The sequence below is a fragment of the Sporomusa termitida genome, assembly GCF_007641255.1.
Taxonomy (GTDB): Bacteria; Bacillota; Negativicutes; order Sporomusales; family Sporomusaceae; genus Sporomusa; species Sporomusa termitida.
Window position 1 is genome coordinate 4518889 of the sequence record NZ_CP036259.1, and the last position, 23601, is coordinate 4542489.

At 47.9% G+C, this 23601-nt stretch carries 13 protein-coding genes and 6 rRNA genes; 1 reads left to right on the forward strand and 18 read right to left on the reverse strand.

Features of this window, described 5'->3' with window-relative positions; translation table 11 throughout:
* Positions 1 to 299: 299 nt before the first annotated feature.
* From rrf (SPTER_RS20850) to SPTER_RS20900, 11 genes are all read right to left on the reverse strand, one after another.
* Positions 300 to 416, reverse strand: a 5S ribosomal RNA gene (rrf, locus tag SPTER_RS20850).
* Between the two features lie 207 nt (positions 417 to 623).
* Positions 624 to 2275, reverse strand: a 16S ribosomal RNA gene (locus SPTER_RS20855).
* A gap of 495 nt (positions 2276 to 2770) precedes the next feature.
* Positions 2771 to 4429, reverse strand: coding sequence for a dihydroxy-acid dehydratase (ilvD, locus tag SPTER_RS20860; protein WP_144353020.1), 1659 nt, complete (start codon positions 4427 to 4429; stop codon positions 2771 to 2773).
* Positions 4430 to 4637: 208 nt separating this feature from the next.
* The gene (locus SPTER_RS20865; RefSeq protein ID WP_144352160.1) at positions 4638 to 5699 is read right to left on the reverse strand and encodes a tetratricopeptide repeat protein; all 1062 of its coding nucleotides are present in this window, start codon (positions 5697 to 5699) and stop codon (positions 4638 to 4640) included.
* A gap of 434 nt (positions 5700 to 6133) precedes the next feature.
* A 5S ribosomal RNA gene (rrf, locus tag SPTER_RS20870) occupies positions 6134 to 6250 on the reverse strand.
* A gap of 261 nt (positions 6251 to 6511) precedes the next feature.
* Positions 6512 to 9561 (reverse strand): 23S ribosomal RNA (locus SPTER_RS20875).
* A gap of 336 nt (positions 9562 to 9897) precedes the next feature.
* A 5S ribosomal RNA gene (gene rrf / locus SPTER_RS20880) occupies positions 9898 to 10014 on the reverse strand.
* Between the two features lie 207 nt (positions 10015 to 10221).
* Positions 10222 to 11873, reverse strand: a 16S ribosomal RNA gene (locus tag SPTER_RS20885).
* Together the 16S, 23S and 5S rRNA genes form the textbook arrangement of a ribosomal RNA operon.
* 517 nt (positions 11874 to 12390) lie before the next feature.
* Positions 12391 to 13569 carry a L,D-transpeptidase family protein gene (locus SPTER_RS20890; protein WP_170233353.1) on the reverse strand — a complete coding sequence of 393 codons (1179 nt, stop codon included), beginning with the start codon at positions 13567 to 13569 and terminating at the stop codon, positions 12391 to 12393.
* A gap of 308 nt (positions 13570 to 13877) precedes the next feature.
* Complete coding sequence (locus tag SPTER_RS20895; protein WP_144353021.1) at positions 13878 to 14519, reverse strand: lactate utilization protein; 642 nt, start codon at positions 14517 to 14519, stop codon at positions 13878 to 13880.
* A gap of 25 nt (positions 14520 to 14544) precedes the next feature.
* The gene (locus SPTER_RS20900) at positions 14545 to 15069 is read right to left on the reverse strand and encodes a hypothetical protein (RefSeq protein WP_144352162.1); all 525 of its coding nucleotides are present in this window, start codon (positions 15067 to 15069) and stop codon (positions 14545 to 14547) included.
* Positions 15070 to 15460: 391 nt separating this feature from the next.
* Between SPTER_RS20900 and SPTER_RS20905 the strand changes: the two genes are divergently transcribed.
* The gene (locus tag SPTER_RS20905) at positions 15461 to 15691 is read left to right on the forward strand and encodes a hypothetical protein (RefSeq protein ID WP_144352163.1); all 231 of its coding nucleotides are present in this window, start codon (positions 15461 to 15463) and stop codon (positions 15689 to 15691) included.
* A gap of 17 nt (positions 15692 to 15708) precedes the next feature.
* On the opposite strand, the gene SPTER_RS20910 is transcribed toward SPTER_RS20905, so the two are convergent.
* Genes SPTER_RS20910 through nifK form a run of 7 tightly spaced genes read right to left on the reverse strand, consistent with a single transcriptional unit; the run spans position 15709 to position 23601 of the window.
* Positions 15709 to 16536 (reverse strand): beta/alpha barrel domain-containing protein, encoded by an 828-nt coding sequence (locus SPTER_RS20910; RefSeq protein WP_144352164.1) that lies wholly within the window; start codon positions 16534 to 16536, stop codon positions 15709 to 15711.
* Between the two features lie 13 nt (positions 16537 to 16549).
* Positions 16550 to 17599 (reverse strand): homocitrate synthase/isopropylmalate synthase family protein, encoded by a 1050-nt coding sequence (locus SPTER_RS20915; protein ID WP_170233354.1) that lies wholly within the window; start codon positions 17597 to 17599, stop codon positions 16550 to 16552.
* Positions 17577 to 18221: a Fe-only nitrogenase accessory AnfO family protein gene (locus tag SPTER_RS20920; RefSeq protein ID WP_144352166.1), complete on the reverse strand. Its 645-nt coding sequence runs from the start codon at positions 18219 to 18221 to the stop codon at positions 17577 to 17579. Before SPTER_RS20920 ends, SPTER_RS20915 begins: the two co-directional genes overlap by 23 nt.
* Positions 18222 to 18240: 19 nt before the next feature.
* Complete coding sequence (nifB, locus tag SPTER_RS20925; RefSeq protein WP_144352167.1) at positions 18241 to 19482, reverse strand: nitrogenase cofactor biosynthesis protein NifB; 1242 nt, start codon at positions 19480 to 19482, stop codon at positions 18241 to 18243.
* Entirely contained in the window at positions 19479 to 20840 is a 1362-nt protein-coding gene (locus SPTER_RS20930) for a nitrogenase component 1 (RefSeq protein ID WP_144352168.1), read from the reverse strand. Before SPTER_RS20930 ends, nifB begins: the two co-directional genes overlap by 4 nt.
* A gap of 1 nt (position 20841) precedes the next feature.
* Complete coding sequence (gene nifE / locus SPTER_RS20935; RefSeq protein ID WP_144352169.1) at positions 20842 to 22197, reverse strand: nitrogenase iron-molybdenum cofactor biosynthesis protein NifE; 1356 nt, start codon at positions 22195 to 22197, stop codon at positions 20842 to 20844.
* Positions 22198 to 22215: 18 nt separating this feature from the next.
* Complete coding sequence (nifK, locus tag SPTER_RS20940) at positions 22216 to 23601, reverse strand: nitrogenase molybdenum-iron protein subunit beta (RefSeq protein WP_144352170.1); 1386 nt, start codon at positions 23599 to 23601, stop codon at positions 22216 to 22218.

A 23601-nucleotide genomic window follows, 5' to 3' on the forward strand; every position in this document is an offset into this window, starting at 1 on the left:
GCTCCTCAACCCGATTGTTTGCGTACGCGAGTACGCGGCACGGCTCGGGTTTCCGGGGCGCCTAGCAGCTGACACCTTCTAGCCAGTCTCCGCCTCAACTTAAACTTTGCTTGTGCTAGGTTTAAGTTTGTTAAATAAATCCTAATTGCGCTTCGTTAAGTTACTTCTACATATTTGCATATGAGAGGTAATTTTACTTTTGCTTTCTTCTGTGCAGTTTTCAAGGAACAGCAGAACATCTATGTTATCACAGCCACTTGTTGAGTTCAACAAGTAGGTTGTGGTAATTTCAGTTCCGGAACCAGCAACTTCCTACTCTCCCGGGCCGTTTCCAGCCAAGTACCTTCGGCGTTTGTGGGCTTAACTACTGTGTTCGGTATGGGAACAGGTGGAGCCCCACAGCTATCGTCACTGGATATCTTGTTTTCAGGAATATCCATGCTATCATAATCACTCATCTATTGCAACAAGTAACTTCTGGTAACACAGCCATTCCCTCAAAACCAAACAATGTAAAGGGATACTACAGCAAGCACATAAGCTCCGTCTAGTATCTTTTGCATCTGCCAAGATGTACCGACCTTGGAAGTAGTTTGGGGGTTACCCCAAACGGTTCTCCCTAGAAAGGAGGTGATCCAGCCGCACCTTCCGATACGGCTACCTTGTTACGACTTCACCCCAATCATCGGCCCCACCTTAGACGGCTAGCCCCTGTCTGGATATTGGACGTTAGATGGTGGATGTTGGATTATGGTAGAATACTGCGTATTCTGTTCATCCAATGTCTAAAATCTAAAGTCTAATATCCAGACCGGTTACCCCACCGGCTTCGGGTGTGACTGACTTTCGTGGTGTGACGGGCGGTGTGTACAAGGCCCGGGAACGTATTCACCGCAGTATGCTGACCTGCGATTACTAGCGATTCCGACTTCACGGAGGCGAGTTGCAGCCTCCGATCCGAACTGAGAGCTTATTTCTGCGTTTTGCTTACCTTCGCAGGCTTGCTTCGCTTTGTTTAAGCCCATTGTAGTACGTGTGTAGCCCAGGACATTAGGGGCATGATGACTTGACGTCATCCCCGCCTTCCTCCGCATTCTCTGCGGCAGTCTCCCTTGAGTTCCCGCCTTTACGCGCTGGCAACAAAGGATAAGGGTTGCGCTCGTTGCGGGACTTAACCCAACATCTCACGACACGAGCTGACGACAGCCATGCACCACCTGTTTTTGCGTATCCGAAGATAGGGATTCATCTCTGAACCTTTCGCTCAATGTCAAGCCCTGGTAAGGTTCTTCGCGTTGCGTCGAATTAAACCACATACTCCACCGCTTGTGCGGGCCCCCGTCAATTCCTTTGAGTTTCAACCTTGCGGCCGTACTCCCCAGGCGGGGTACTTATTGCGTTAACTCCGGCACAGAAGGGGTCGATACCCTCTACACCTAGTACCCATCGTTTACGGCCAGGACTACCGGGGTATCTAATCCCGTTCGCTCCCCTGGCTTTCGCGCCTCAGTGTCAGACACAGTCCAGAAAGTCGCCTTCGCCACTGGTGTTCCTCCCAATATCTACGCATTTCACCGCTACACTGGGAATTCCACTTTCCTCTCCTGCACTCAAGCCTGGCAGTTTCCTGCGCCCATACGAAGTTGAGCTTCGCACTTAGACACACGACTTACCAGGCCACCTACACGCCCTTTACGCCCAATAATTCCGGACAACGCTTGCCACCTACGTATTACCGCGGCTGCTGGCACGTAGTTAGCCGTGGCTTCCTCCTTTGGTACCGTCATTAGTCTACATTATTCACATAGACCACGTTCGTCCCAAACGACAGAGCTTTACGACCCGAAGGCCTTCTTCACTCACGCGGCGTTGCTCCGTCAGACTTTCGTCCATTGCGGAAGATTCCCCACTGCTGCCTCCCGTAGGAGTCTGGGCCGTGTCTCAGTCCCAGTGTGGCCGTTCATCCTCTCAGACCGGCTACTGATCGTCGCCTTGGTGAGCCGTTACCTCACCAACCAGCTAATCAGACGCAGACCCATCTCTTAGCGATAGCTTCTTCAGAGTGGCCATCTTTCTTAACTCCGTTATGCAACCGAGTTACCACATTCGGTATTAGCACCACTTTCGCGGTGTTGTCCCCAGCTAAGAGGCAGGTTGTCTACGCGTTACTCACCCGTTCGCCACTAAGTAGTTATTGCTAACTACTCCGTTCGACTTGCATGTGTTAGGCACGCCGCCAGCGTTCGTCCTGAGCCAGGATCAAACTCTCCAATAAAGTGTATAGTCGGTTACGACTATATATATTGAAGCCGTTTATCGGCTCAATTAAATCAAATTTGTGTTGGTTGTGCTGCAAGCAGCACACCGCACATCTGGCATTTGTATGATGCATTTCTTTACATTGTTCAGTTTTCAGGGAACGACGGGCATGGATGCACTAGGATCACAGACGTATCAGGACGATACGCTTTGTCTGTGACCGACGCGCATGGATGCGCTAGGATCACAGACGTATCATGTGCTTTATTGTCGCATTTTGTTACTGCTGAATGCGACAGCTTTTATATACTATCATGTTTATCTCCTTATTGTCAATGACATAATATTACTTATTAAGTTATATTATGTCAAAATATATACAATAACTTTGTTCTTAGCGTAGCATACTCTATCCTGGCATGTCAATAATTATTCACTCTATTCAGAAAAATCCACCAACAAGAAAAGAGCTGTCGATTAACAAATCACAGCTCTTTTGGTCTCCTGACCTTTACTTAAGTACGGCACCAATATTTGCAGATGAAACTAGTTTAGCATATCTTGCCAAGTATCCAGTGGTGACTTTTGGAGCTGGTTTAATCCAGGCATTCCTACGTTTGTCTAATTCTTCGGGACTAATTTTAAATTCAAGCTTACGTCCCGGAATGTCAATATTAATAATATCACCATCTTCCAGGAAAGCAATTGGACCACCTTCCATAGCTTCAGGAGAAATATGGCCGATACAGGCGCCTTGGGTAGCACCGCTAAAGCGCCCGTCTGTCAACAGCGCTACTTTAAGACCCATACCCACAATAACAGCAGTCGGATTAAGCATTTCTTTCATACCAGGTCCACCCTTAGGCCCCTCGTAGCGAATCACCACAACATCACCATTTTTAATCTTTTTACTAATTATAGCATCAATGGCTTCTTCTTCAGAGTTAAATACGCGGGCAATTCCTTCAAATGTAAGCATATCTTCCTTTACAGCGCTTTCTTTCACCACAGCACCGTCCGGGGCCAGGTTACCATTTAAAATCGCAATACCACCTGTGTGGCGATATGGTGCTTCAACTGTCTTAATCACTTCAGGTCGGTAAATAGAGGCATATTCGATTCTATCAGCAATAGTGCCATTAATCGTCAAAGCATCTGTATGAATTCCACCACACTTACTAAGCTCTTTTAACACTGCTGAAACACCGCCAGCTTCGTTAAAATCCTGAATGTGGTAAATTCCTCCAGGGCTAAGTTTAGTAATATAGGGAGTTTTGGCACTAATCTCATCAAAAAGCGCCAGCGGTAGTTCAATCCCCGCTTCATAAGCAATTGCTGTAAGATGTAATACAGTATTTGAAGATCCACCTATACCCATATCAACGGTCATGGCATTTTTAAATGCATCAAGCGTCATAATATCACGAGCCTTAATATCACGCCTGACCAAATCAACGATAATTTCCCCTGACTGCTTGGCCATCATCCGGCGAGCGCCAAAATGAGCTGCGGGAATTGTACCATTGCCTGGTAATGCCATGCCAAGTGCTTCAGTCATACAGTTCATAGTGTTGGCAGTAAACATGCCAGCACAGGAACCACAGCCAGGGCATGCAGATTTCTCCATTTGATCTAGTTCGCCGGCAGTAATCTTACCGGCTTCAAATAGACCTGCTGCTTCGAACATGGTACTCACACTGATGTCGCGTCCCTGGTAGCGTCCTGCAAGCATAGGTCCGCCACTCATTACCACACAGGGGATATTAAGCCTGGCCGCCGCCATCAGCATGCCTGGGACAATCTTGTCACAGTTAGGAATCATCACCAAGCCATCAAACCGGTGACCTATAGCTACAGCTTCGATGGAATCAGCAATAAGTTCACGGCTAGGTAACGGATATTTCATACCATCGTGCCCCATAGCAATACCATCACAGATACCTATGGCCGGAAACTCAACCGGCATACCGCCCCCTGCGGCCACGCCAACTTTTACGGCTTCAGCTACATCCCGCAGATGCATATGCCCAGGAATAATTTCATTAAATGCATTAACAATTCCAATCATTGGTTTCTCTAGTTCTTGGGGAGTATAACCCATCGCGTAAAATAGCGAACGATGAGCCGCTCTAGTTGATCCCTTTTTTACAATATCACTCTTTAGTGTCATCGCATTATTCTCCTCCCGCTGTAAGAAATCCATTTTAAAAATACATTAATACCTTTCAGGCGTCACAAGCAGTACATTGTATTATATATTCAACAAAATACAGGCAATTCCTGCTCATATTTAATCATAGTCATACTTTGCAAAGGGGATCCTTCTTAGTAAAATGAAAAGAGTCATCTCTTGTCATAAAAGATGACTCAAAAATTAATTACTTTCTTTTTTTGTTCTTTCTAGTAGGCTTTTGTTTATTAACTTTTGTAGCTACAGGCCAAGCTGCTTTAAAACGTGGTACACTCAATGTCCGCTCTTCTTCCGGCAATTCATTGATACGTGTACCCAAATATATTTCAGCAAGCGGATAAAGTGTCGCTCTGTGGTTAGTGTTAATCTCAAAGTCAAAGTTAGTTGTCGCTGCCACTTGTTTTTGGGTATAATGAGCCATAGCTAGCTCACTAGGCCTTGGTAATATATCAATTTTTTTACCGCTTTGATTGTAGATATTAATCAATATAATTAAAGCGCCAACAACAATCTCTCTAAGATCATAAGCCGGCAATGGATTATATTGATGTGCAAAAGCCATTGCTTGTCTTAGGTGTTCTGCTGCAAATTCAAATTCATCACAATCCAATAGGATTTGACCTAGGGAAAAATGCGCTTCTACTTGTCCCTTATCAATATGTAAAGCCAGCTCGTAGGCACAAGCAGCTAGCTCTGGCCTTTTGCCTTTATAATATATATTCCCTAAACGGTTCCAAAGATAAGAATCCTGAGGATTTTTTGCCAGTTTATCAAGAAAATACTTTTCGGCATCACTCCCCCAAGCAGGTGCAAACTCGCTATCAATAAGCGCTTGCCCAAAAACGATACCGGTAGCCACTTTCTCTATAGGTTCAATAGTTTCCACTGCCATTTTCCCTGCAAGTACTGTCTGCATACGCGGCGAAACTTCCCAGTCACCGGCGGCATTACAATACTTGCAGCGAAAATAGCCAACTGCCTGAAACTTATTTAGTGTATTCTTGTCAGTTATATCTAAAATCAAAGTTCCTAAATCATAATCTCCGTTTTTTCCACATATTGCACACTTTAACCGAAAAATGTTTTCCGGAAATTGGCGGTTAATTTTTTGCATAAATTTATAAGCTCTTTTAGGGTATTTACCTGGCAAGAATGCAACTGTTGGTCGCAAAGGGACATTATTTACAGGCTGACCCGCAGCTATACTGATAAGAAAAGGGTTAATACCATACTTTTGATACTTTTCCACTTTATTTTATCATTCCTTCATAATAAAATACTACTGGTAATGCTACTAAGATACTAATCTGAAAAAAGCCCACCCGTAATTAGTGGGTGGGCTTTTTTATATTCTTATTATATACTATATGCTAAGATTTGAGAAGTCTCAATTATTTAATTTATGCTTTAAATCCAATAACTAAAATGCTTAACTATATTAATATCAGACTTACGCAACTTCCTACTCTCCCGGGCCATCCAGCCAAGTACCTTCGGCTGCTACGACCGTCCATAGCACCCCAGCTGCTGCGTTGTCACTGCGGGCGCCCCCTCCGACGTACTTCCAGTACGACTACGGCGGCGTCCTCGCTCCGCCTCGCAGCTGGGGCACTCTGAACGGTCTAAGCCTTTCGCTTTCCATAATAAAAAGCACTCACTGCAACAGTGAGTGCTTTTCTTGCTAACCAGCAACTTCCTACTCTCCCGGGCCGTTTCCAGCCAAGTACCTTCGGCGTTTGTGGGCTTAACTGCTGTGTTCGGTATGGGAACAGGTGGAGCCCCACAGCTATCGTCACTGGATAAGCAGAGAACCAGGTTTTTAGGAGCGATAGCGACGCGGAAACCTGCGTAAATCGCTTAGTTCCAAGCGGAGCGCGGAACCTCCTAATTATCTCTTTGTTCCCTGAAAACTTCACAGAAGAAAGATTTGCGCAATATAAGATACTGGTTGCCAGCTCGGAGTTATAACATACATTATGGATGTTATCGCTCCGCTCTAACTAAGCGATTCCCACAAAACAGCTTGTTCGCTATCGCTCTCACTGTTTTGGCTCTCTGCTTAAAGTCAAGTCCTCGGCCTATTAGTACCAGTCCGCTCCATGAATTGCTCCACTTCCACTCCTGGCCTATCTACCTTGTCTTCTTCAAGGGGCCTTACTTCTTGCGAATGACAGACCTCATCTTAAGGCTGGTTTCACGCTTAGATGCTTTCAGCGTTTATCCTTTCCGGACGTAGCTACCCAGCTCTACCCCTGGCGGGATAACTGGTACACCAGCGGTCCGTCCACTCCGGTCCTCTCGTACTAGGAGCAGTTCCCTTCAAGTCTCTTACGCCCGCGATGGATAGGGACCGAACTGTCTCACGACGTTCTGAACCCAGCTCACGTACCACTTTAATGGGCGAACAGCCCAACCCTTGGGACCTACTTCAGCCCCAGGATGTGATGAGCCGACATCGAGGTGCCAAACCTCCCCGTCGATATGGACTCTTGGGAGAGATTAGCCTGTTATCCCCAGGGTAGCTTTTATCCGTTGAGCGATGGCCCTTCCACTCGGTACCACCGGATCACTAAGCCCGACTTTCGTCCCTGCTCGACTTGTCTGTCTTGCAGTCAAGCTCCCTTCTGCCTTTACACTCTTCGCGCGATTTCCAGCCGCGCTGAGGGAACCTTTGGGCGCCTCCGTTACTCTTTCGGAGGCGACCGCCCCAGTCAAACTGCCCGCCTGACACTGTCCTCAGTTTCGTTACTCCTTGAGTTAGAACTCCAGTAAATAAAGGGTGGTATCCCAACATCGACTCCATACAGACTTGCGTCCATACTTCCCTGTCTCCCACCTATCCTGTACATCATTTACCAAAACTCAATGTCAGGTTGCAGTAAAGCTCCATGGGGTCTTTCTGTCCAGTCGCGGGTAACCTGCATCTTCACAGGTATTTCAATTTCACCGGGTCCCTCGTTGAGACAGTGCCCAAGTCGTTACACCTTTCGTGCGGGTCGGAACTTACCCGACAAGGAATTTCGCTACCTTAGGACCGTTATAGTTACGGCCGCCGTTTACCGGGGCTTCAATTCAAACCTTCGATTGCTCTAAGCTCTCCTCTTAACCTTCCGGCACCGGGCAGGTGTCAGCACCTATACGTCAGCTTTCGCTTTAGCAGGCACCTGTGTTTGTGGTAAACAGTCGCTTGGGCCTCTTTTTTGCAACTCATTCCCGCTTCGTTCGCTTCTGATCTACACGGTTTACAAGCTCCCCTTTTCCCGAAGTTACGGGGACATTTTGCCGAGTTCCTTAACGAGGGTTCTCCCGCGCACCTTAGGATTCTCTCCCCGCCTACCTGTGTCGGTTTACGGTACGGGCACCTGGTCTCTCACTAGAAGCTTTTCTTGACAGTCTGGGATCAGCAATTTCGCCATTATCTCTAACAGCTGCCCATCACTCCTCAGGTTTTAGCATCACGGATTTGCCTGTGATGCACCCTACAAGCTTAGACGCGAATTTCCATCCTCGCGCTTGCCTACCCTCCTGTGTCACTCCCTCGCTCAATCGATTCCAGGTGGTACTGGACTTTTTACCAGTTGTCCATCGCCTACGCTTTTCGCCTCGGCTTAGGGCCCGACTAACTCTGAGCGGACGATCCTTCCTCAGAAATCCTTAGGCTTTCGGTGGACAAGATTCTCACTTGTCTTTTCGCTACTCATACCGGCATTCTCACTTCTATACTCTCCAGCACTCCTTACGGTATACCTTCTCCGGGTATAGAACGCTCCCCTACCCATTCCGTTAGGAATGCCATAGCTTCGGTTCCGTACTTTAGCCCCGGACATCTTCGGCGCAGCGACACTCGACCAGTGAGCTATTACGCACTCTTTCAATGGTGGCTGCTTCTAAGCCAACATCCTGGTTGTTTTTGTATCTCCACATCCTTTGCCACTTAGTACGGCATTCGGGACCTTAGCTGATGGTCTGGGCTGTTTCCCTCTTGACCACGGGTCTTATCACTCGTAGTCTGACTCCCAGGGTTCGAGTACATCCATTCGTAGTTTGACAAGGTTCAGTAACCCATTAGGCCCCTAGCCCTATCAGTGCTCTACCGTCTGTACTTAATTTCCTGAGGCTAGCCCTAAAGCTATTTCGGGGAGAACCAGCTATCTCCGCGTTCGATTGGCATTTCACCCCTATCCACAACTCATCCCAAAGCTTTTCAACGCTCACGGGTTCGGTCCTCCACGCATTTTTACCTGCGCTTCAACCTGGCCATGGATAGATCACTGCGGTTTCGGGTCTACAATATCCAACTTTCGCCCTCTTTAGACTCGCTTTCGCTTCGGCTCCGTGTCTGCCACTTAACCTTGCTGGATACTGTAACTCGCCGGTTCATTCTTCAATAGGCACGCCGTCAGCCGCATACGGGCCTTCGACTGCTTGTAGGCATACGGTTTCAGGTTCTCTTTCACTCCCCTCCCGGGGTGCTTTTCACCTTTCCCTCACGGTACTATGCGCTATCGGTCGCCACGAGTATTTTGCCTTGGAGGGTGGTCCCCCCTGCTTCCCACAGGGTTCCTCGTGTCCCGTGGTACTCTGGATTCTGACCCTCAAACTCTGCTTTTCGCCTACAGGGTTGTTACCTTCTGCGACTCATCTTTCCAGATGATTCGGCTAAGCCTGGTTTGATTGTTGTCAGTCCTCAACCCCTGTTTGGATGTTGGATGTTAGATTTTAGATGTTGGAAGTCTAAGAATATTTTACGTTCCTTTTATCCAATGTCCAATGTCTAATCTCCAACATCCAAACAGGTTTGGGCTCTTCCCCGTTCGCTCGCCGCTACTTAGGGAATCTCGCACTGTTGGCCCTTTGGGGGCCTCCAGCATTAGCAGCCTTGCGGCTGCGTCATTTGATTACTTTTCCTCCGGGTACTTAGATGTTTCAGTTCCCCGGGTGCCCCCCTAACCTAAGTTAGGTAATGGTGCATGACCACCATTGGGTTCCCCCATTCGGAGACTCATGGATCAGGGCCTGCTTGCGGCTCCCCATGACTTTTCGCAGCTTACCGCGTCCTTCTTCGGCTCTTGGCGCCTAGGCATCCACCGTATGCCCTTACTAACTTGACTTTGCTCCGACTGTCTATAAACGGCCATCTGCGTTGTTGCTCCTCAACCCGATTGTTTGCGTACGCGAGTACGCGGCACGGCTCGGGTTTCCGGGGCGCCTAGCAGCTGACACCTTCTAGCCAGTCTCCGCCTCAACTTAAACTTTGCTTGTGCTAGGTTTAAGTTTGTTAAATAAATCCTAATTGCGCTTCGTTAAGTTACTTCTACATATTTGCATATGAGAGGTAATTTTACTTTTGCTTTCTTCTGTGCAGTTTTCAAGGAACAGCAGAACATCTATGTTATCACAGCCACTTGTTGAGTTCAACAAGTAGGTTGTGGTAATTTCAGTTCCGGAACCAGCAACTTCCTACTCTCCCGGGCCGTTTCCAGCCAAGTACCTTCGGCGTTTGTGGGCTTAACTACTGTGTTCGGTATGGGAACAGGTGGAGCCCCACAGCTATCGTCACTGGATATCTTGTTTTCAGGAATATCCATGCTATCATAATCACTCATCTATTGCAACAAGTAACTTCTGGTAACACAGCCATTCCCTCAAAACCAAACAATGTAAAGGGATACTACAGCAAGCACATAAGCTCCGTCTAGTATCTTTTGCATCTGCCAAGATGTACCGACCTTGGAAGTAGTTTGGGGGTTACCCCAAACGGTTCTCCCTAGAAAGGAGGTGATCCAGCCGCACCTTCCGATACGGCTACCTTGTTACGACTTCACCCCAATCATCGGCCCCACCTTAGACGGCTAGCCCCTGTCTGGATATTGGACGTTAGATGGTGGATGTTGGATTATGGTAGAATACTGCGTATTCTGTTCATCCAATGTCTAAAATCTAAAGTCTAATATCCAGACCGGTTACCCCACCGGCTTCGGGTGTGACTGACTTTCGTGGTGTGACGGGCGGTGTGTACAAGGCCCGGGAACGTATTCACCGCAGTATGCTGACCTGCGATTACTAGCGATTCCGACTTCACGGAGGCGAGTTGCAGCCTCCGATCCGAACTGAGAGCTTATTTCTGCGTTTTGCTTACCTTCGCAGGCTTGCTTCGCTTTGTTTAAGCCCATTGTAGTACGTGTGTAGCCCAGGACATTAGGGGCATGATGACTTGACGTCGTCCCCGCCTTCCTCCGCATTCTCTGCGGCAGTCTCCCTTGAGTTCCCGCCTTTACGCGCTGGCAACAAAGGATAAGGGTTGCGCTCGTTGCGGGACTTAACCCAACATCTCACGACACGAGCTGACGACAGCCATGCACCACCTGTTTTCGCGTATCCGTAGATAGGGATTCATCTCTGAACCTTTCGCTCAATGTCAAGCCCTGGTAAGGTTCTTCGCGTTGCGTCGAATTAAACCACATACTCCACCGCTTGTGCGGGCCCCCGTCAATTCCTTTGAGTTTCAACCTTGCGGCCGTACTCCCCAGGCGGGGTACTTATTGCGTTAACTCCGGCACAGAAGGGGTCGATACCCTCTACACCTAGTACCCATCGTTTACGGCCAGGACTACCGGGGTATCTAATCCCGTTCGCTCCCCTGGCTTTCGCGCCTCAGTGTCAGACACAGTCCAGAAAGTCGCCTTCGCCACTGGTGTTCCTCCCAATATCTACGCATTTCACCGCTACACTGGGAATTCCACTTTCCTCTCCTGCACTCAAGCCTGGCAGTTTCCTGCGCCCATACGAAGTTGAGCTTCGCACTTAGACACACGACTTACCAGGCCACCTACACGCCCTTTACGCCCAATAATTCCGGACAACGCTTGCCACCTACGTATTACCGCGGCTGCTGGCACGTAGTTAGCCGTGGCTTCCTCCTTTGGTACCGTCATTAGTCTACATTATTCACATAGACCACGTTCGTCCCAAACGACAGAGCTTTACGACCCGAAGGCCTTCTTCACTCACGCGGCGTTGCTCCGTCAGACTTTCGTCCATTGCGGAAGATTCCCCACTGCTGCCTCCCGTAGGAGTCTGGGCCGTGTCTCAGTCCCAGTGTGGCCGTTCATCCTCTCAGACCGGCTACTGATCGTCGCCTTGGTGAGCCGTTACCTCACCAACCAGCTAATCAGACGCAGACCCATCTCTTAGCGATAGCTTCTTCAGAGTGGCCATCTTTCTTAACTCCGTTATGCAACCGAGTTACCACATTCGGTATTAGCACCACTTTCGCGGTGTTGTCCCCAGCTAAGAGGCAGGTTGTCTACGCGTTACTCACCCGTTCGCCACTAAGTAGTTATTGCTAACTGCTCCGTTCGACTTGCATGTGTTAGGCACGCCGCCAGCGTTCGTCCTGAGCCAGGATCAAACTCTCCAATAAAGTGCATAGTCGGTTACGACTATATATATTGAAGCCGTTTATCGGCTCAATTAAATCAAATTTGTTTTGCTTGTGCTGCAAGCAGCACACCGCACATCTGGCATTTGTATGATGCATTTCTTTACATTGTTCAGTTTTCAGGGAACGACGCGCATGGATGCGCTAGGATCACGGGCGTATCATGGACGATACGCTTGGCCCGGGACCGTTGTTCTTTGCTGCGCTATGTTACTGCTGAATGCGACAGCTTTTATATGTTAACACGTTTATATAAACATGTCAAGACTTAAAATGCTTTTGTTTTAAATCCAATTCTCACTGTTTATTAAGTGTTGGGATATTTTACCGCACCGATTGGCGACTTACTTATAATAGCACGTCTCTATTGATTATGTCAATCTACTTAATCTAAAATAAATTTTCTCAGGCTTGTGGACATTATTTTTCTTTCAGGCAAAACCTTTAGCAGGCTTCACATGAAACTACGCAAATCCTCTATTGCAAGCTAAATCGCTTATCACAAATATTCGTCATTAGGATCCAAATACATAGAATAATCAACTGGAAACAGAGGATAGATCAAATCAAGCATTTGCGTTTGGTCATTCCAGTCTGTTGCTACATTGTAGACTCTGCTGATATCATTTACTGATATAAACGGCTGCCCACTTATCAGTTTAACTGGCGCTGGTTTCCCACGTATAAGCAGTTCTCCGGTTTGAGACTGCCAGGTTACGCGTTCGCCTAATTCATTGGCTATAGCAAGAGCCGGTACCGCCAAGATATTGTCCATACGCTGAATACCACCTGATAGTATTTGCCCATCCAACCTGGCAACAGGCAATAGCAGTTCCAGACAATTTTGCTCATCATTCCAATTTTCCCGCCCTCCGAACAACATTGGCACATGATCAACAGTAACATATAGTTTATCACCAAGCTTAACACCTGGAACTGTCTGGTTCTGACGGGTTACTGTCCGGCTCACTGCATTCCATTGTACAGTAGTACGCAAACTATCGGCTAAAGCCAAAACTGGTATATACTTTTTACCCTCTCTGGACAGTATATGCTCAGAACGTAAGCTTCCGTTTATCTTAAGGTTATGAAGCTGAGCGAATACAACTTGATGATCGGGAACAGCCTTTATAAGAGTCCGCAGGAAATCATCGTCAACAAGATTGTCTAATGCAGCCTGCTGCAATGCATCTTTAACATCAGCCAGAGTAACTGTCTGCTGATTATATACATCGGGGTAAATGCCAATAGTGGCCTCCCCGCTGGCATTAATCCGTATTTTAATCCGCTCATATTCAATCTTGACTGGAGTATCACAATCAATAATTTCAAATAATTCTTCAGCATCTATTTCTTGCATCCGAATACAGCCGTTAGAAATTGCCAATCCAATTGACCAGGGAGCGTTCGTACCATGAATACCATACAGGTCTCCCAACCCCATCCACCGGTATCCCAGTGGGTTTTCAGGCCCGGAAGGCACGACATAGTTCTTGCCGGGAGGATACCAGGCAGGATCAACCTCTTTCTCAAGTATTGAAAAATCACCAATCGGTGTAGGTGTATCCGCTTTGCCAATGGCCACCTGATACTCTTTCACCAGAATATTATCCTTATAAAGCTCCAGGGTACGACTGGGGAGATTAACAACAATTTGAGGCGAAGCTACCTGTGCCATCGCCTGGGCATAAACCGGCGTAGCAAAAGTAATAAACCCGAAAATGAAAATTAGCCAGATAGCCCGTTTCCCTAGCTGGTTACCCATGCAGACATCCCCTTTATAAATGCCTAAGACAATAACATATATGACAGGAGAGCCGCAGTTATTCGTTAATTATTTGTACAAGCTTAGAAAAACTTGCTTGTTTCAAGGCCGTTGGCTAGATTGCCTATCCTATGCTATAGCATTGCTTTTTATAAATTCTAATAGGGTAAAAAAACAAGGGCACACATTACAAAATGTGCTGCCCTTCCTGTTAACATAATTTAAAACCCTAATTCTTCTCCAATAATAATGATCTCAACATCACTTGCCGCAGGCTTCTTGTGCATGACTGTAGTTACATTACATATCCGCGTAGGCCCTTGGCAATCCATACATTCACCAGTTACAGTACATGGGTTAGGGCGACTTAGACGTTTGTTATTAATCGGAGCGGCAAACAACTCAATCCGGTCCATGGCTGCATCAACGTCGGTAACAATCTTATTTATACCGGTTAGGACAATAACCTTTTTAGGACCAAAAATCATCGCCGCCACCCGATTACCAGCCCCGTCAACATTAACAAGTTCACCTTTCAGGGTTAAGGCATTAGTCCCGGTAAGGAAAACATCACAGGTCAGTTCCTGCCGTCGCAGTGCCAGAGATTCTGCTGGTGCCAGTCCCGGTTTATTATGGTTAAATACTGTGTTGCCCCGCTCTTCCAGCAAGGTATCAATCCCGACTTCTTTAATCGTCCACGAGCCGCCGATCCCGACAGTAGCATCCCCAGGAATCAACGCAGCCAGTTTGTCTAACGCTTCCTGCCTTGTGCTGACATAGGTGGCGGTAAAGTTATTCTTTTGCAGAGCTTCAACAACTTTTCCCGCAATCGTCTCGTTGTGCCAGTCTTTAAATTCACTCATCACAAACCACTCCTCCCAGCGTAATTTATAAGGAAACCATATGCACGCCAGCCATGTCCGCCATTGCTCCAGCAGTGTACTGGTTGTACACCATGTTAAGGTGTTTCGCGTAGGATAGGCCATTGAAGCTGCCGTTAGCCTGAGTTGTTATAGATGAATTAAGCGTATTGGCAAATTCAGGCGTCATAAATATCTCCCTCACAGCCTGTACAATACCGTCGTCAGCATTTACAAGTGTGACTTTAAGAATAGCAGAATCTGCAGCTTCTTCTGGATACACCCGAATGCCCCGCGGCACGGTATGCCAGGAGAATGGAACATCGTTCCAGTTTTCGGTTCCAAATCTAAAGAGTAAAAAAATAACAGGACCATCAATATATATACTTAGTGTAGCCATCCCATTCTGAATATTTTCTATTTCCTGGTTAATAAGTCCTGCTTTGACAATAAGAAGTCTATGACCTTCACTATCTAAACGGTACATGATTTTTTCTTCTAATTTGTTTTGGCCTGATTCGTACAGTTGTCCTGCTTTGCCTGCTCGCATCATGCTCCACCACTTCCCTCTATAGTCTGTTTTATATTATACCATTGTATTTATGGATAATAAACCAATAAACAAGCCGCCGCAGCTCCTGCCTGTTCGTAAAAAATTGCCACCATGACCGCTTAATAAAATGGTCTTTGTTTTCAGAAACTATAGCAGCGTGATATATTTAAGCTCAATAATTCTCAGGAGGTGATTTTGTATTATGTACAAAATCAGAGGATGCACTGATTGCATCGAAAGTAGTTCCTGTGAGTTTTCCTCTGAGTTTTGCCCTAAAGCAATACTTGATATCTGTTTGGATAACGACTTAGCCGCTGATCCTGTATTAAGAAAATATCAGGAACTATACCAACGCTTAGACAAATAATCTATTCGCAGAGGAGGTCGAGCCGTGAAAACTACGATCAAATATGCTCACGGTAAGGGATTTAGTAAAAACCTGTCCTCAGCTACAGTGCTGGCCAGTCCGCGTATTAACCGCGAAATTCAGGAAAACATAAAGAAAACACGCTTGCGCCAAGCCTTTAGCGAAAGCCGATGTTGCCCTTATCCAGGCGAAAGTTATACTTTCTATCAGGACAAAAGGTCCGCCCGGAACTTACCAGGCGGACGAAGCTATTAATTATGCTAAGATATTATTCAGGTATTGAAAACACGCCTGCGACTCAGGGCTGCCACTTGGCAGCCTATATTTTTTACTGCTGTTAAATCAATCCGGCTTGGCACCTTATATATTTCATCTAGAGCAACGGCCACTTCCTCTAAGGCGGCATTGCCTGACCGTTCCCCAATACCTGCAGCAGTTACACTGGCAAATACAGCTCCATTTTGCAATGCCGCTAATGTATTGGCTGTAGCCAGGCCAAAATCATTATGGCCATGAAATTCAATGGGTAATGGACAGCGAACTGTAAGGTCAGCCATAATTTCCGCGCTAGAAAACGGATCTAACAGACCAACCGTGTCTGCATAACGGATCCTTAGCACGCCAAGGCTGGCGCTAAGCTCGGCGAGTTCAAGAAATTGTTCGGAACTGGCCCTTGATGCATCTTCGGCTCCAACCGACACATAACAGCCATGGCTTTGTGCTAAAAGTATCGCAGTTCTCAGTTGAGCGATCACCCAGTCACGGCTTTTCTTTAGTTTACGATGAATATGAAGATCTGATACAGGAACAGAGATATGCAAAAATTCAAAGCCACACGCAATTGATGCCTCAATATCTTCCCGGTATGCACGATTCCAGGCAAATACGACTGCTTTTAGACGGGCATCAAGAATAAATCGCAAAGCCTCGGCTTCTTCTTGACCCATAACCGGCGTACCTGCTTCAATCCAGGTCACGCCTGCTTTATCAAGAGCAGTGGCAATAGCCAGCTTTTCCATGGCTGTAAAAACAATACCCGCTGCTTGCTCTCCGTCTCGCAAGGTGGTATCAATTAAAACAGCCTGATTGAGTTCTTGCATATATCTGCACCTCTCAGCCTGATAAGTATAGACGTTGTAATTCATCATCACTAATTGCCGACTTGTTGCGCACAGCTAGTGCCCGTACACTGGCAAGCAGCTTTTTGGACTCAACTTCTTCCAACCTTATCCCCCAGGCTGCAAACTTAGTTTTCAAAGCAGTGGTTCCTGAATGTTTACCGATAATAAGTTGCCTGCTTAATCCAACAAGCTCCGGGGCAAAGGGTTCATACAACCAAGGGTCCTTATTGACGCCATCAACATGCAAACCCGATTCATGAGCAAAAATCGCCGGGCCAATAATGGCTTTAGCTGCGGAAATCGTAAGCTGCAGGGCCGCAAGAACCTGTTGACATTTACCCGCTAAAGCAGGTGGTATTTCAATATCCTGTCCGGTAAATTGTTTAGCAGCCATAAGTGCCTCTTCCCAGGGAGCACAGCTGCCGATCCCGGCTACCGCCGTCATTACCTGCCGGACACCGGCCTTCATTGCAGCCAGTGTATTGGCAGTTGCCAAACCGTAGGCATTTCCGGCTCGGATACCGATAGGACAATGCAAATTATTTTTCAACAGGGTTATTTGATCACAGATGGTTAAATAATTGCCGCTCCCATTTTCATCTCCATAGAAAACAGTCTTTAGGGAATAGCTATTGATTTTGCCAATAACAGCTGCCAAGTCATGTTGGCCCAAATTGGCCAGACCTTCCAGCAATAGAGCAACATCCAAACCAAGCCTGCCTGCTTTGACCATTACAGCTTCCAGGTTAGCGATACCATCGTCCGGACAAAAATTACGGACCACAACTATTACCTGTTTAATACCGGCCTGTACTAACCACTCAAGTTCACAAACCGTTATATCGATTATTCCCCAAAGCTCAAGCTGTTGCCTAACACCGGACAAATCCGGACAATATTGTTGCCAGTCTGGCATATAAATACCAGCTTTCTGAACCCCTAACCCAGACAGCAAACCGGAAATCCCTGTAAGTTGGTCACTGGAAAAACGCAACTTGACGGCTGCATTTAGTGTCTGATCAATCCAGGTTGGCTTGCTCATTATACTCACCACAACTTTTTTTCTTTATTGTCAACTTAACACCGTCTGCAGCCCGCTCGGCTGTACAATCAAACTTGCCACAGGCCCAGTCAGCCTCTAACCAGGGCGGAATATGGCCGCATAAAACTTCAACAAGATAGAAATTGCCATTTAACAAGGGTTGCAATACTTGCTTAGAAGTCATGCCGGTACCGCTTTGCTGCAACTCCTTAAGTGATACCTGATAGCAGCCTGGCCCGGTCTCAACAACCGTCGGAGTTACAGCCTTGAGCGGAGCTGGCTGGCGGGCGGCAAGTTCTTCCTGAATTAATATATATTCCAGAAATTCCAGCGGACGGCCGTCAAATTCCCAAATACTGAATCCTGCCTGCTCAAGTTCTTTGTATAGAAGGCCGGAGACAGCCCGGGCAACAAATACACGGCACCGTCCGATAAATTCAATCATTGCTGCTAATTGTTGCCGTACTCCTGCCATGCCGCTTGTGGGATCAAGCTGAAGCACTGCCTCGCTAACCGGTTGCCACTTACCCTGCTGGCGCCGGTAAACAATAACTTTGCCTGGCTCTCCCAGGGCAGCAGTACTGCCATTATTCCCCACAAACACTGCTATTTCCCGCGCCATTTTTATTACCTCCCTGCCCTTAAACGGCTGCAGCTTTCAAATCCAGCTGTTCTGTTGCATACCCAAGCCCGCTTTCTATGGTATAGCAGTACTCAACTGACATAATGCCCCGCTTTAAGAGACGCTTCTGGGCCTGATAGCCGATACGCATAGTCAATACCGCATCACAGTCCGATAAAGCCATTAATATGCCATCTTTTCGTTTATCCTCATTATCGCAGGCAACATTACCCACACAATATTTTTCCAGCTGCCGCGTCTCCACCAGTTCAAAACGGCTGCCATTCACCTGGTAAATCAGGAACTCTTCTGCCTGGCCAAAATGTAAATCAACCAGCTTGCCGAATTTGCTGGTAACAGCAATTTTGTAATGGGGAACAAACGGTACCGGTTTGGCCTCAACCGGTTCCACCTGCGTGGCACAGCTCCTAAACTCACCGGCTCTGTCTTGCCCTAATAAACCAATAGCATCAGCCCGGCATTGCCGGCAATGAGTCATTTGTCTCAGTTCACTGGCACAAGCTGTACGAATGGCTGTAACATCGCGCATATTTGTTTGCGGCAGGCCGGAAAAGACACTGCCTGGCGCGGGAATAAATGGCATAATATTAGTCATGCAGGCACCTAGCTGCTTAACTTTTTTGACAACATCGGGAACATGCCAATCATTGACCAGCTTAATCATGACAATATTTACCTTGACGGTAACACCATGCCCGGCCAGATACATAATACCCTCCTGTTGATTATTCAGAAGAATTTCCGAACCCTCAACGCCAACATAACGCTTGCCCCGATAATTAACAGTTCCATAAACCTGGGCGCCAACAACCGGGTCCGTACAGTTAGCGGTTACAGTTACATGCTGCACACCTAGTTTAATTAACTCTGGTGCATATTCAGGCAACAACAGCCCGTTTGTTGATAGACAGACTATGATGCCGGGATCAACCTGCTTAATAAGCTCAATTGTCGCCCTTGTTTCCTCCCAGTTAGCCAGGGCATCCCCCGGACCGGCGATACCGACAACGCTTAGATTGGGAATTGCCGCTTTGACTTGGGCGAATTTTTCTTTAGCTTCCTGGGGTGACAGGATTTCGCTGGTTACCCCAGGGCGGCTTTCGTTTACACAGTCAAACTTGCGGCTACAGTAATTACAGCTGATATTACACCGGGGAGCCACCGGCAGATGCATGCGGGCGTATTGATGCTGAGCTAGCGCTGAAAAGCAGGGATGTTTATCGGTAAGCACGCTCGTCATAGAGCGGCCACCCCCTTTCTTTGGCGTTCATTTTTTGGCTGTTGAAAGTATTTATTAAACATATTCTTACGGTAATCTCTATATTTATCTTCCAATAGGGTATTGGTAATACGGTCTAAAAATAGTGCAGTGCCGGTATAGCCAACAGATAAAAGCCGTTGTCCTCCCACCCGGTCATGAATAGGAAATCCCAGCCTGACCAAAGGAATACCATCCCGTTCGGTAAGAAAGCGTCCGTCAGAATGACCGATCGCTATATTGGCCGCACCAGTTCCGGCCCGTTCCTGCACTAAATTAAAGTCCGGATCTGACAGCACAATAGTTTCACTGGTCATTTCATTGTCTGGCAGCAGCCTGGACAAGTTACCATTTTTATCACCAGTCACGACAATGGGGCGGATGCCATTCTCCAGACAGGCCTGCGTAACCGCATACACCAGCTCAGGATCACCAAAAATAGCAGCGCGACCGGCAAAGTTGTATTTATGAGAGTCAATCATGGCGTCAAGCAGGCGCCCCCGCTCAAGCTCAATTGCCGCCGGCCGCTTTTTGCCGCTGATTGATTCAAGGGCCGCCATAAAGGCGTCTGTATTCTCAATGCCAATTGGGATCGGCACTCTGTAGAGAGGTACGCCAAACGTATCCTCCAGGTATTTCCCCGGCGACACGCCGCCATCAATAGTAACCCCCAGTTCGATTGTCGCCGGCGCACCACTCATCCGGCAGAGATCTGCAACCGGGGTGCCGCCGGCCGGCACTTTGCTATACACAGGCAGATATGGCTGATCCATAGTATCCGAGATATCCGGGCACAGGGTATAATCAAGCCCCATTGCTGCCAAAAAGCGCTTTAGCTCACGGATATCTGCCGGACTCATACTGGGAATGATCACATTGACCTTGTTATGCCGCTCAGTAGTTGTAGCCAGTGTTTCAACAATTCGCCTGACTGTCAGCCAGTAGCCTTCGTTGTGGCTACCGCCATACCCGGGCGTACTGGCCGCAACAATCGGCATATCAATCCCGTTATCCTGCCGGTACTCTTTTACAATCCTGGCAACGTCTTCACCAATGGTCTCCGCCAGGCAGGTGGTAACAACGCCGACCAGCTTGGGCTGATATACCCGCCTAATGTTATCAAGAGCGGTGCGGAGATTAGCCGCCCCGCCATATACGGTCCCTTTTTCATTAAGGGAAGAGGAGCCGACATCAACCGGTTCGTTAAAATGCTCGGCAATATGCCGCCGCATATAAGTACTGCAGCCTTGCGAGCCATGAACAATAACCATCGACTTTTCGATGCCTTTGAGCGCCAGAATTCCACCCATCGGCATACACATATGACAAGGGTTCTCCATATCAGCCACCTCCTTTTCCCGCCGTATATTTCCACACCGGGGAACACAGGGTAGAGTAAACTTCCTGTGCAAAATTTACCGCGCCGTCATAACCGCTTAAAGGATGCTTGCGATCATGATTATGATCAATAAAGGCCAACCCCAGCTTATAGGCTAGTGGCCGTTCCTTTACACCGCCAACCAGCAGATGGGCTCCCTGACTGGTCATAAACCGCTCCAGTTCGGCCGGATTGGCATCATCCAGGATCACCGTGCCCTCGGCAACAAGCTCATGGATAGTATCGTACTCTTCGCGCCGGCCGGTTTGGGTCCCAATCATAACAACCTCAATACCGATCTCCCGGAACTGTTTGATAAGTGAGATGGCTTTAAAGCCGCCGCCGACATAGACGGCGGCTTTTTTGCCGATAAATTTCTCCCGGAACTTGTTAATGTAAGGCAACACCCGGTCGGTTTCCCGGCGAATGAGCACCTCGGCCTTAGCCCTGATCGCACCGCCCCCCATAGCAGCGGCGATACTACGCAGGGATTTAGCCGTATCCTCTATCCCCAGAAAGGATACCTGCATATACGGTATGCCATACAGTTCCTGTAACTGGGCAGCCAGATAATTCATCGAGCCTGCGCATTGTACGATATTCAGCGAGGCATTGGCGGCGCCCTTGAGGGTGGCACTGGTTGAGTCGCCAGTAAAAACAGTGTTTATCTGAACCCCCATTTGGGCCAGATAATCCCTGATGATCCAGGCTTCACCCGCCAGGTTGAAGTCGCCCAGATAATTGATTGTCCGGCTGGCCGCAGCCTGAGCCCGGTCAACCGGAGCAATCAGTTTTAACAGAGCCTCACAGGCCGCCCGGTAGCCGGCTGATTTATTACCAATAAAACCACTTGACTCGACCGGAATAACTTCTAGATTGTTCCTAAGTGCCGCAGCTTTGCAAACAGCAGCCAAATCATCGCCAATTACCCCGACAATACAGGTGGAATAAACAAACATAAGCTTCGCCGGGTGCTTGGCAACAAGCTCATCAATGGTTTTAGCCAGTTTCTTTTCGCCGCCAAAAATAATGTCTTGCTCCCGTAAATCGGTACAAAAGCTGTTGCGGTACAATTCAGAGCCACTGGACAAACTGCCCCGAATATCCCAGGTGTAGCTGGCGCAGCCGACCGGGCCATGTACCAGGTGGATTGCATCGGTAACCGGATTAAGCACCACTCTGGCACCACAGTATACACAGGCCCGCTGACTGACACAGCCGGCAATGCTGTCAGCATCACACTTTAATGAATTTTTACGCCGCCCTTTCGTGGCTATAAACTGTTCTCGTTCCGAAATGGCTACAGTCGTCTCGCTCATTTGCTTCACCCCGCTTATTTACATAACCAGTTCGAAATCTTCGTCTGCAGCATCACGGTCAGCCCGTTCTAACAACGCCCCGCTGATACTTTCAATCAGGCGCATCGCTCCCCGGTAGCCAACAACCGGCAAATAGGAATGCACACTGCGGTCCAGGACCGGAAAGCCAACCCGTACTAAAGGAATATCTTCGGCCCGCGCAATATATTTTCCGTAGGTATTGCCGATGATAAGGTCAACCGGCTGATTCTTGATCCACTGATGCAGGGTAAATAAATCACCGCCGGCTTTAACGTTAGCGCTAATCCCGGCCTGGGTCAAAAGTTCATTAATGTCATCTTCAAAGCTGCCGACTGCTGAACCCATAGCGCCTCCCGGCGTACCGGTCAGAATGTGCAGGGGCACCATCCCCAGACTGAGAACGAATTCAGTCAGTCCGGTAACCACATCAGGATCACCGAAGATTGCTACTGTTTTACCATGAAAGTGAAAATGGGTGTCTGTCATAATATCGACTAACTGGCCGCGTTCTTCTTCCAGTTCTGCCGGCACTTCCTGGGCGAAGGTCCGGCGCAGGGATAACAGCAGCGCATCGGTAGCCTTAATACCAATCGGCGTCTTAAGCACGGCTGCCGGCACCTGACATTTCTTGGTTAGTGCATCTGCTGCATCACTGGACGCAAACCGGCCGAGAGCCAGCGTTATTTTGGAGTTGCCGCTGTCTTTAATCTGGGCTACGGTAGCGCCGCCTTGGGGATACATGGTAAACTTCCCGGTCATAGGTGCATCCATAACCCCGGAGGTGTCTGGAAACATGATGAATTTAATGCCCATAGCTTTGACAATGCGTTTTATTTCCCGCATATCACCGGGATTAACGAACCCGGGAATAATATTAGCCTGCTCTTTTTTCACCGGTGAAGCAGTCTCGGCAATATAGGCAACCATACCTTTGGTCATATTGGAGAAACCCGTAATATGAGACCCCTGATAACTGGGGGTATTGGCGTGAATAACCAGCTTACCTTCAGGCACCTCTGCCGATTTAATAATACTGGGTATATCATCGCCGATCGTTTCCGTCAGGCAGGTAGTATGAATAGCCATAACAGCGGGGTTATAGATCGAAAAAACATTTTTAATCGCTGTTTTTAAATTGGCGCCACCGCCAAATACCGAAGCACCTTCCGTGAAGCTTGAGGTGGAAGCCATCGCTGGCTCCCGGAAATGCCGGGACAGGTGCATGCGATGGAAAGAGCAGCAGCCTTGCGAGCCATGGCTGTGGGGCAGGCAACTATGAATGCCAAGGGCTGCATACATGGCCCCAATGGGCTGGCAGGTTTTTGCCGGGTTAATGACTGCGCCGTGGCGTTGTTTCATCTCTTTTGGTGTACAATCCAGCAT